This is a genomic window from Kitasatospora sp. NPDC092286 (genome assembly GCF_044755565.1).
Classification (GTDB): Bacteria; Actinomycetota; Actinomycetes; order Streptomycetales; family Streptomycetaceae; genus Kitasatospora.
The window spans coordinates 1-8,830 of the sequence record NZ_JBIVRD010000088.1; the positions used below are offsets into that span (position 1 = coordinate 1).

Consider the following 8,830-nt stretch of genomic DNA (forward strand, 5'->3'; position numbering starts at 1 on the left):
GTCGAGGGCGACGACGCGGGTCTCCCCCTCCCCGTAGACCTTGTTCAGACCGGTGGCGCGGGCGGCCGCCCGGCCGGTACGGACGGCGGTTGCGGGCATCGTCACGGGGGGACTCCTGGGGACGGGAACGGATGATCTTCTTCCGTTCAATCCTCCCAATCGGTTCGGGCGCGATGTGTCGGTCGCGGGGACGGTGACCCCCCGCCGTCCCGGCGGGTCGGCGGGGGTCCTTCTCATCCTCAGGTATGACATCCGCCCCTGAGAGGGGTCGCGGCGTCCGCCCCGGCCGCTACTCGACCGCGACGCCCCAGTGCACCGCCAGCCCGGCCAGGCCGCCGGTCACCGCGGTGCCGGACGGCGTGAACTGCCAGGACCCGCCGGTCCGCCGGAACGAGCCCAGCAGCATCGCGCTGTCCGGCATTCCGCCGGTGGCGGCCGTCCAGCTCTCCGGCCCGGCGGCGCCCGGCCCGTACGCCGCCGTCAGGGCGAGGCCGTGCACATAGCCGAGCGGCACCGCGGGCGGCTCCTCCTCCTCGGTGGAGGCGGCGAGCACCACCTCGTCCACCCCCGGCGCCAGCCGGCCCAGCTCCAGGGTGACGCGGGCGGCCCGGGCCGGCTCGCCGGGCACCGACCGGGTGGGGTGCAGCCGGACGGCACCGTCCGGATCCTGCGGGTTGTTGAAGAAGACGAAGTGCTCGTCGCTGACCACCCGTCCGGAGGCGCAGAGGAACGCCGAGACGTCCAGCTCCACCGCGTCCCCGCCGGCGGTGCGGCTGCGCCAGGTCAGCTCCACGCTGGTCCGGTGGTCCGCCGCCGCGCCGTCGGCCGGCTCGGCGGGGGCCGCCGCCCCGGCCGCGGCCGGCCCGCCGCCGTTGGTGCGGTCCCCGCCCAGCCGGCCGCGCAGCCCCTGCTCGGCCAGCAGCTCGACCAGCTCCGGCCCGCTCACCAGCGTCAGCGGCTTGTTGCGGATGTAGTCGTACGAGCCCGGCCCGAATCCGGCCGTGGTCACCAGGATGCCCTTGATCGCACCGTGGTGGCGCACGGTGGAATCGAGGTCCCGGACGGCGGTGGGGGAGACCGTCGACCGGTAGCGCTTGGCCTGGATGACGATCCGTCCGCCGGTCACCGGGTCGAGGTCCTCGGCGACCACGTTCACCCCGGCGTCCCCGCTGCGGGCCGTGGTCATCACCCGGAAGCCGCGCAGCCGGAACAGTTCGGCGATCAGCTCCTCGAACTCGATCGGGTCCATCTCGAAGAGGTCCGGCTCGTCCTCGCCGCCCTGCCCGGCCAGACTGCCGCCGACCGTCTCCGGCAGGCGGTCCGGCCGCACCTCGTCCAGCCGCTCCGGGCGCGCCGACAGGGCGCCGCCGAGCCCCTGGAAGCACTCCACGGCCGCCACCCGGTCCAGCGCCAGCGCCGCGAACTCCGCCCGGGACACCGTCACCGTCGACAGGAACCGCTCCGCCTCCCGGCCGGTGGCCGGGTCGATGCCCCGGACGAAGCCGTTCAGCACCACCGAGTCCAGCAGCCCGTCCCGGTCCGCCCGGAACAGCTCCGCCACCACCCGCAGCGCGCTCTGTGCCAGCACCTCCCGGTACAGCGCCTTGCGCTCGGTGGCCGGCCGGGCCACCTCCGCCTCCCGGTCGTCCGTCTTGACGTAGCGCACCCGCGAACTCGCCGGGACGATGTCCGGGCCCGGCAGCTCCCAGTTCACCACCAGCTGGCGGGTCGACACCTCCCAGGCCGCCACGAGACGGTGCGGGAACCCCTCCGGCCAGGCCGCCGAGGCGTACAGCCCGGCGGTGAAGTACTCCTGCACGGCCTCCGCCTCGCCGGAGCGCAGCCGCCGCAGCAGCTCCTCCGTCCGGGCGGCGCGGTCCTCGTCCTGCCGGCGGTGCTGGGCGACCCAGTCCAGGTACTGCTGGTGGTAGTCGGCCAGCCTCCGCTGCCGGTCCGCCTCGGCCGCCTGCGCCGCGTACCAGTCCTGCTCGAACCGGGCCCGGGCCTGCGCCACGTACTGCTCGTACTGCCGCCAGACCCCGGGGTTGCGGGCCTGGACCTGGTCCGGCGGCGGCACCTGGTAGTGCGCCTGGTCCGGCATCGGCACCGGCTCGCCGAGCCGGCCCGGCTCGAACGGCGGCTGCGCCTGCGGCGCCAGCAGCGCCTGCGGGCTGAACGCGGGCTGCCGCAGACCGGCGGGCAGCAGCCCGCGCAACTCCTCGACCCGGGCGTCCAGTTCGGCCGTCCGCCGGGCCACCTCCGCCTCCCGCGTCTGCTGGTACGCCCGCAGCGCCTCACGCTCGCCCCGGGTCGCCGCCCGCTGGGCCTCGCGCGACTCGCGCTCGCGCCGCCGCTGCTCGGCCGTCTGGGCGCGCCACTGGGCCTCCTCCCGGCGCTGCTGCTGCCGCTGCGCCTCCGCCCAGACCGCCAGCACCCCGTTGTTCCGCCGCCCCGCCACCGTCCACCCCTTCGTTCCGCACCCGGCCCCGGCGCGCCGCCTCCCGGCCGCGCCACCACCGCGCCCGCCACAATAGAACGTGGACGGGCGAACCGCCCAAGCGCCCACGGCCTGCGGCGGCCTCCGCGGGCGGGGGCGCCGTCACCGACCTCCGTGGTCAGTGCACCTACCGCCCCGCGGACGGTACTTCCGCGTACCAGCGCCAGTCGGTGCGACGCGGGCGCCCGGGCGTCCCGGCCCGGCCGGTGGCCCAGAGCAGCGTCTGCCAGGGGTCGGCGCCCTGGCCGAGGGGGACGTCCGGGAAGAGCCGGGCCAGGGTGCGCCGGCAGGGGCCGGCCGGGGGCTGCCAGGGCAGACCGAGGCCCTGGGTGACGTCGTGCACGTGGACCAGCGTCTCCACCAGGCTCATCGCCGTGAACCCGGCCGGGTCCGAGACGCCCCACGGGTGGTACGCGCGGGTCCCGGGCGCGGCGGTGCGGGCCATCGCGACCATCAGCGCACCGCTCGCCTCCAGCACCTGGAGCAGTCCGGCCGGGCCCGCGTCGCGCTCGGCGTGGACGAAGCCGTTCGGCGCGCCGGGGGCGTGGCGCACCGTCAGGAACGGCACGTAGCGGTCGAGCGGCGGGGCCCCCGGCCCGAGCTGGGCCGCGTAGGAGAGCAGATCGTCGGCCAGGTGCTCGACGGTGGCCCAGCAGTCCCACGCCAGCGCTCCGGCGGGCCGGGACCAGTCGGCGCCCTCGGGAGCGCCGCGCAGCGCGGCCGTGGCGAGGCGCAGGGTGAGCGCCAGGTCGTCGGCGGTGACGGGCCCGGGGGCCTCCGGGGCGGTTTCTTCGATCATGGCGGGACGGTACCAACGGCCGGCCGGGCCGCCGAGCGGATTTCCGGGGTGCGTGAACGGCCTGCTCACCGGCCCCGACGGCGGGGCGTCGCCCCGGTGGCGCCCACTGTCCCGGCGGCCGCCCGGCGGGACTGTCCGGGGCAGCGGGTAACCTCGCTGTTTCGTACGGGAGGACGAGCGTGAACCCACAGCAGCGGCCGGAGCGGCCCACCGGCTGGATCTCCACCGGCCTGCACTGGAAGGACGGCCGGCCGGTGCTCAGCGCCGTCAACGGCGGCCGGGTGCACGAACGCGCCGCCGCGCCCGGCACCGAGGTCGGCTGGCTGCTCACCGGGCCGCGCCGCTGCACCGGCGCGTGGATCGCCGGCATGCCCGAGCGCACCCCCTGCCCCCACCGGGCCGCCATCGACCCGGGCGGCGGCGCCGTCCAGTGCGCCGCCTGCCAGAGCGTCGACCGCGGCCTCGCCCTCGCCCGGGACCAGATCCTCGACGACGGCCGCACCTACCTGCTCTACCTCGCCTGGTTCGGCGACGGCCTGCTGAAGGTCGGTCTCACGGCCGAGCAGCGCGGCACCAGCCGGCTGCTCGAACAGGGCGCCCTGGCCTACACCTTCGCCGCCCGGGGCGGACTGCCCGCCGTCCGGCGTGCCGAACTGACCGTGGCCGCCGCGGGCCTGGCCCGGGAGCGCTTCACCAGCCGGGTCAAGCTCGACCACTGGTGGCGGCACGGCGACGCGGACGGGCGCCGGGCGATCCTGGCCGACGCCCGGGGCCGGGCCCACCGGCTGCTCCACGGTCACGCGGTGGAGCTCCTGCCCGCCCGCCCGGTCACCGACCACATCGACCTGTTCGGCCTGGCCGAAGGCGCCCCCGCCGCCTACCGGCAGGTCACCGGGCTCGCCTCCGGCGCCGTCGTCGCGGGCACGCTGCGGCCGCCCATCGGCCGTCACCTCTTCCTCGACCCGCCGGAGGCCCAGGAGATCCAGGGGACCCAGGGGCGCCCGGAGACCCCGGGGGGAGCGGCGGACGCCGCCGACAGTACGCCGTTGCTGCTGGACACCCGGCTGCTCACCGGGTGGACCCTCACCCCGGTGACCGGGCGCCGGCCCGAGGGCCTGGCCCTGCGTACCCGGGTGCGGCCGAGGGAGGAGGACGCCCAGGAGGCGCTCTTCTGACCCGCCCCGGCCCCCGCGCGGAGAGCCCCCACGCCGAGGGCGAGGGCCCCGCTCAGAGGGCCCCGCTCAGAGCAGCTTGCTGCGTACCCCGCCCGGGCCGGACCGCGCCCGGCGGGAAAGCGGCGGCCGCGAGGGCCGGACATCCGGCCGGGCGGGCTCGGCGCTCTCCGGGGGGCACACCGCGCGGGTGGCGACCGAGGCCCGCGCGGCGGCGAGCGCCAGCCGCGCCAGCAGCCGGTCCTCGCCGACCCCCGCCGCCCGCTTCGCCTCCTGGCAGCGCGAGCACCAGAGCGGGGACGCGGGCCCGTCCGGATACGTCATGCTCTCGGGCGGCAGGTAATGGCCGCCGCACTCGACGCACTCGAAGACCAGCCTCATCCGACGATCACCGTTCCGGATCCGTGGCACCGGCCGCACGGCGACCAGAAGGTGTGGATCTCCGGCACCATGTTCCTCTCCTCGTCCAGCCCGACCGTGGCCTCGGTCTTCTCGGTCCCTCCGGACCCGCCACACCCGGAACAGGACTGAACCTCGGGCATATGCAACCCTCCGTAGCGCGGGAACCACCGTAGCGCGAATTCCGGGTGCGCAGCACCGGCGCTGACGAAGCACCACTCCTGCGGGGCGCGTGCGACCGTCCGGCGTGCGCCCCCATATCTACTGCGCACTCCGTGCACGTCCCGCGCGCGCCCCGGTGCCCCGCGCGCCTCAGCGGGTCGGGACGCCGTCGGCCACCGTCCGGAAGCCGCAGTTGCCGCTGGTGGAGTCCGGGGTGTTGCCGGTCCGCGCGGCCACCCGGTAGCGGTTGCAGTACGAGTCGTGGCACAGGTAGGAGCCGCCGCGCAGCACCCGCCGCCCCCGCCCGTCCCGGTCCTCCCGCGGTCCGCGCGGGTCGTACCGGGGCGAACGGGTGTACCAGTCGGGGTCGAAGCGGTCGGCGCACCACTCCCAGACGTTCCCGGCCACGTCGTACAGACCGAAGTCGTTGGGCGGGTAGTCGCCCACCGGCGAGGTGGCGTACCAGCCGTCCTCGCCGCTGGGGAGATCCGGGAACCGGCCCTGCCAGATCCGGCAGCGGTGCGCGCCGTCCGGGCGCAGTTCGTCGCCCCACGGGTAGCGCAGCCCGGGGTGCGGGCCGCGGGCGGCGTACTCCCACTCGGCCTCGGTGGGCAGCCGGCGCCCGGCCCAGCGGCAGTACGCCAGCGCGTCGTGGTGGCTGATGTGCACCACCGGGTGGTCGGCCAGGTCGGCGGTGTCGCTGAGCGGGCCGTACGGGTGCCGCCAGTCGGCGCCGCGCACCTCGGTCCACCAGGGCGCGGCGGGGGAGCGGCCGAGGACGTCGGCCGGTTCGGCGACGACGAACAGGTGGAAGACGGCCGAGGAGCCGGCCCGTTCGGCGTCGGTGCGGTGGCCGGTGGCCTCGGCGAAGGCGGCGAACATCGCCGTGGTGACGGGCGTCGCGTCGATCGCGAACGGCGGCAGCTCCACGGTGTGCACCGGCGTCTCGCCGTCCGCCGGGTAGCCCTCGCCGAACGCGTCGCCCATCGCGAAGGCGCCGCCGGGCAGTTCGATCTGCCGGTGCCCAGGCCGCAGTGCGGCGGGTGACGGCGGGGGCTCCGGCGGCCGGACGGGGGCGGCCGGCCGGTCCGGCAGACAGCACGCCTTCCTCGGCGGGGGTTGACTCATGGCCTCAAGCTATAGCATTTTTCACCTAGGTGACTATTCATCTAGGTGGGCGGAGCCGTCCGTCCGCCGGACGACGGAAGAGAGCGACCCGCCCGTGAAGTTCGACCATGTCCTGCTGGGCCTGCTGGCCCTCCATCCGCGCAGCGGCTGGGACCTGCGCCACTGGCTGGCGAGCGAGGGCCGCTTCGTCCGCTCCAACGTCCACCAGAGCCAGATCTACCGGCTGCTCAACCGGATGAACGAGAAGGGCTGGGTCGAGTTCGAGGTCGACCCGCGCGACGGCCGCCCGGACGCCAAGGTCTACCGCCTCACCGAGGCCGGCCGGGCCGAGCTGCTGGCCGAGGCCCGCTCGCCCTACCGGCCGACCAGCCGGTTCCAGGACCCGGACTTCATGACCCGGTTCTTCTTCGCCGGGATGCTCGCCCCCGACGTCCTGCCCGGCCTGATCGACACCGAACTCGCCTACCGCCGCCACCAGGTCGCCACCTCGCGCGGCCGCGACCGCGGCATCGCCTTCCCCGAGGGCACCCCGGAGGCCGACGCCTACCGGATCCGCCTGATCCGCGAGCTCTCCCACCAGTACGGCACCTCCGCCGTCGACGCCTGGATCGACTGGCTGGAGCGCACCCGAAGGCTGCTCCAGGACGCCCAGAACGCCCAGGGCGCCGACGGCACCCCGCCGGCACCCCGCTGAACCCCGTCCGCACGTCCGCGGCCCCGCCGCCCACCGAAGGAGACGACACCCGGTGAAAGCCGTCATGGTCATGTTCGACAGCCTCAACCGGCGGTTCCTGCCGCCCTACGGCTGCGACTGGACCCTCGCCCCGAACTTCAGCCGGCTCGCCGAGCGCGCCGCCACCTTCGACAACTGCTACGGCGGCAGCATGCCCTGCATGCCCGCCCGCCGCGAGATGCACACCGGGCGCTACAACTTCCTGCACCGCTCCTGGGGCCCGCTGGAGCCCTTCGACGACTCCGTCCCCGACCTGCTCGGCCGCTCCGGCGTCTACACCCACCTGGTCACCGACCACCAGCACTACTGGGAGGACGGCGGCGCCACCTACCACAACCGCTACGACAGCTACGAGTTCTTCCGCGGCCAGGAGGGCGACAAGTGGAAGGGCCACGTCGCCGACCCGGACATCCCCGAGACGCTGTCCTGGCGCGACGGCCCGATGTGGCGCCAGGACTGGGTCAACCGCCAGTACCTGGCCGACCTCGCCGACCACCCCCAGACCCGCACCTTCGACGCCGGGCTGGAGTTCATCGCCACCAACCGCGACGCCGACCGCTGGTTCCTGCAGATCGAGTGCTTCGACCCGCACGAGCCGTTCTACTCCTACGAGCAGCACAAGAAGCACTACCCGCACGACTGGGACGGCCCGCACTTCGACTGGCCGGACTACAAGCGCGTCACCGAGACCCCCGAGGCGGTCGAGCACGCCCGCAACGAGTACGCCGCGCTGCTCACCATGTGCGACGACTCCCTCGGCCGGATCCTCGACGCCTTCGACGAGCACGGTCTCTGGGACGACACCCTGCTGATCGTCTGCACCGACCACGGGCTGCTGCTCGGCGAGCGCGGCTGGTGGGGCAAGAACATCCAGCCCTGGTACGACGAGAACATCCACACCCCGCTGTTCATCTGGGACCCGCGCACCCGCGCCACCGGCCGCCGGGCCGCCCTCGTCCAGACCATCGACCTCGGCCCCACCCTGCTGGAGTTCTTCGGCGTCCACCGCACCCCCGACATGCAGGGCCGGCCGCTCGCCGACACCGTCGCCCACGACACCCCCGTCCGGCCGCACGGCCTGTTCGGCGTCTTCGGGGGCCACGTCAGCGTCACCGACGGCCGCTACGTCTACATGCGGGCCTGCAAGGACCCGTCGAACCGGCCGCTCCACGAGCACACCCTGATGCCCACCCACATGCGCGGCCACTTCAGCCCGCAGGAGCTGGCCGCCGCCACCCTCGAACCGCCGCTGCCCTTCACCAAGGGCGTCCCCGTGCTCCGGCTGCCCGCCCAGTCCTTCGGCAACCCGTACGCCTTCGGCACCCTGCTGTTCGACCTCGACACCGACCCCGGGCAGGAGAACCCGCTGGTCGACGACGAACTCGAACTCCGGCTGGCAGCCCTGCTCACCCAGGCCCTGCGGGACAGCGACGCCCCGGCGGACCAGTTCGAACGCCTCGGGCTGCCCGCCGAGGGGCCGGTCACCGCGGAGCACCTGCTCGCCCGCGCCCAGCAGCCGCAGGCCCGCGCCGCCGCCGAACCCCTGCCCGACCCGGCCGAGTTCCCCGAGACCCCGCTCTCCGTCCACACCCCGCTGCGCGTCCTGCTCCAGGACGACCGGGCGCGCGCCGCCGTCCTCGACCAGCTGCCGATGCTCGCCGCCCCCGGCCTCCGGGCGATGCTCGGCGCGCTGAGCCCGCTGCGCCTGGCGGCCATGGGCCCCTCCGTCCGCCCCGCCCAGCTGCGCCTCCTCGCGGACGCCCTCGCCGTCCTGCCCGCCGTCCCGCCTGCCGACGGGACCGCTGACGGGACCGCCGACGGGGCCGCCCGGGGCTGAGCACGCCGAGGGCCCCGCACCGGCTTGGGTTCTAACGGTCCTCGCAACACCCGCGATCTGTGGGAGTTGCGAGGGCCGTGGCTGTTGGACGCGATGATCTTTC

At 75.2% G+C, this 8,830-nt stretch carries 7 protein-coding genes and 1 pseudogene; 3 read left to right on the plus strand and 5 right to left on the minus strand.

The genetic code is table 11. The annotated features are described in order from the left end of the window. The 3 genes and pseudogenes from ACIQIB_RS38950 to ACIQIB_RS38960 form a co-directional block, all read right to left on the minus strand. A pseudogene (locus tag ACIQIB_RS38950) lies at positions 1 to 99 on the minus strand (ABC transporter ATP-binding protein); the annotation flags it as partial. Positions 100 to 289: 190 nt separating this feature from the next. Beyond that, positions 290 to 2,458 (minus strand): restriction endonuclease, encoded by a 2,169-nt coding sequence (locus tag ACIQIB_RS38955; protein WP_400764131.1) that lies wholly within the window; start codon positions 2,456 to 2,458, stop codon positions 290 to 292. Between the two features lie 166 nt (positions 2,459 to 2,624). Then, a complete protein-coding gene (locus ACIQIB_RS38960; protein WP_363612668.1) occupies positions 2,625 to 3,296 on the minus strand; it encodes a hypothetical protein in 672 nt (223 codons plus the stop codon). 179 nt (positions 3,297 to 3,475) lie between these two features. Here ACIQIB_RS38960 and ACIQIB_RS38965 point away from each other — a divergent pair, with 179 nt between their 5' ends. Beyond that, positions 3,476 to 4,471, plus strand: a complete 996-nt coding sequence (locus tag ACIQIB_RS38965; RefSeq protein WP_400764135.1) for a hypothetical protein — start codon at positions 3,476 to 3,478, stop codon at positions 4,469 to 4,471. Positions 4,472 to 4,537: 66 nt separating this feature from the next. On the opposite strand, the gene ACIQIB_RS38970 is transcribed toward ACIQIB_RS38965, so the two are convergent. Together ACIQIB_RS38970 and ACIQIB_RS38975 are read right to left on the minus strand one after the other, a co-directional pair. Beyond that, positions 4,538 to 4,849 (minus strand): hypothetical protein, encoded by a 312-nt coding sequence (locus ACIQIB_RS38970; RefSeq protein ID WP_400652765.1) that lies wholly within the window; start codon positions 4,847 to 4,849, stop codon positions 4,538 to 4,540. A 330-nt stretch (positions 4,850 to 5,179) separates the two neighbouring features. Beyond that, positions 5,180 to 6,157, minus strand: a complete 978-nt coding sequence (locus tag ACIQIB_RS38975; RefSeq protein WP_400764137.1) for a formylglycine-generating enzyme family protein — start codon at positions 6,155 to 6,157, stop codon at positions 5,180 to 5,182. 94 nt (positions 6,158 to 6,251) lie between these two features. On the opposite strand from ACIQIB_RS38975, the gene ACIQIB_RS38980 reads away from it, so the two are divergent. After that, the gene (locus ACIQIB_RS38980) at positions 6,252 to 6,851 is read left to right on the plus strand and encodes a PadR family transcriptional regulator (RefSeq protein ID WP_400764140.1); all 600 of its coding nucleotides are present in this window, start codon (positions 6,252 to 6,254) and stop codon (positions 6,849 to 6,851) included. A 52-nt stretch (positions 6,852 to 6,903) separates the two neighbouring features. Beyond that, positions 6,904 to 8,727, plus strand: coding sequence for a sulfatase (locus tag ACIQIB_RS38985; protein ID WP_400764142.1), 1,824 nt, complete (start codon positions 6,904 to 6,906; stop codon positions 8,725 to 8,727). Positions 8,728 to 8,830 lie beyond the last annotated feature (103 nt).

What these genes read in the sequence shown, in the direction of transcription:
- ACIQIB_RS38960 (WP_363612668.1), bottom strand. Translation starts at nt 3,296, where the DNA reads ATGATCGAAGAAACCGCCCCGGAGGCCCCCGGGCCCGTCACCGCCGAC.
- ACIQIB_RS38970 (WP_400652765.1), bottom strand. Translation starts at nt 4,849, where the DNA reads ATGAGGCTGGTCTTCGAGTGCGTCGAGTGCGGCGGCCATTACCTGCCG.
- ACIQIB_RS38975 (WP_400764137.1), bottom strand. Translation starts at nt 6,157, where the DNA reads ATGAGTCAACCCCCGCCGAGGAAGGCGTGCTGTCTGCCGGACCGGCCG.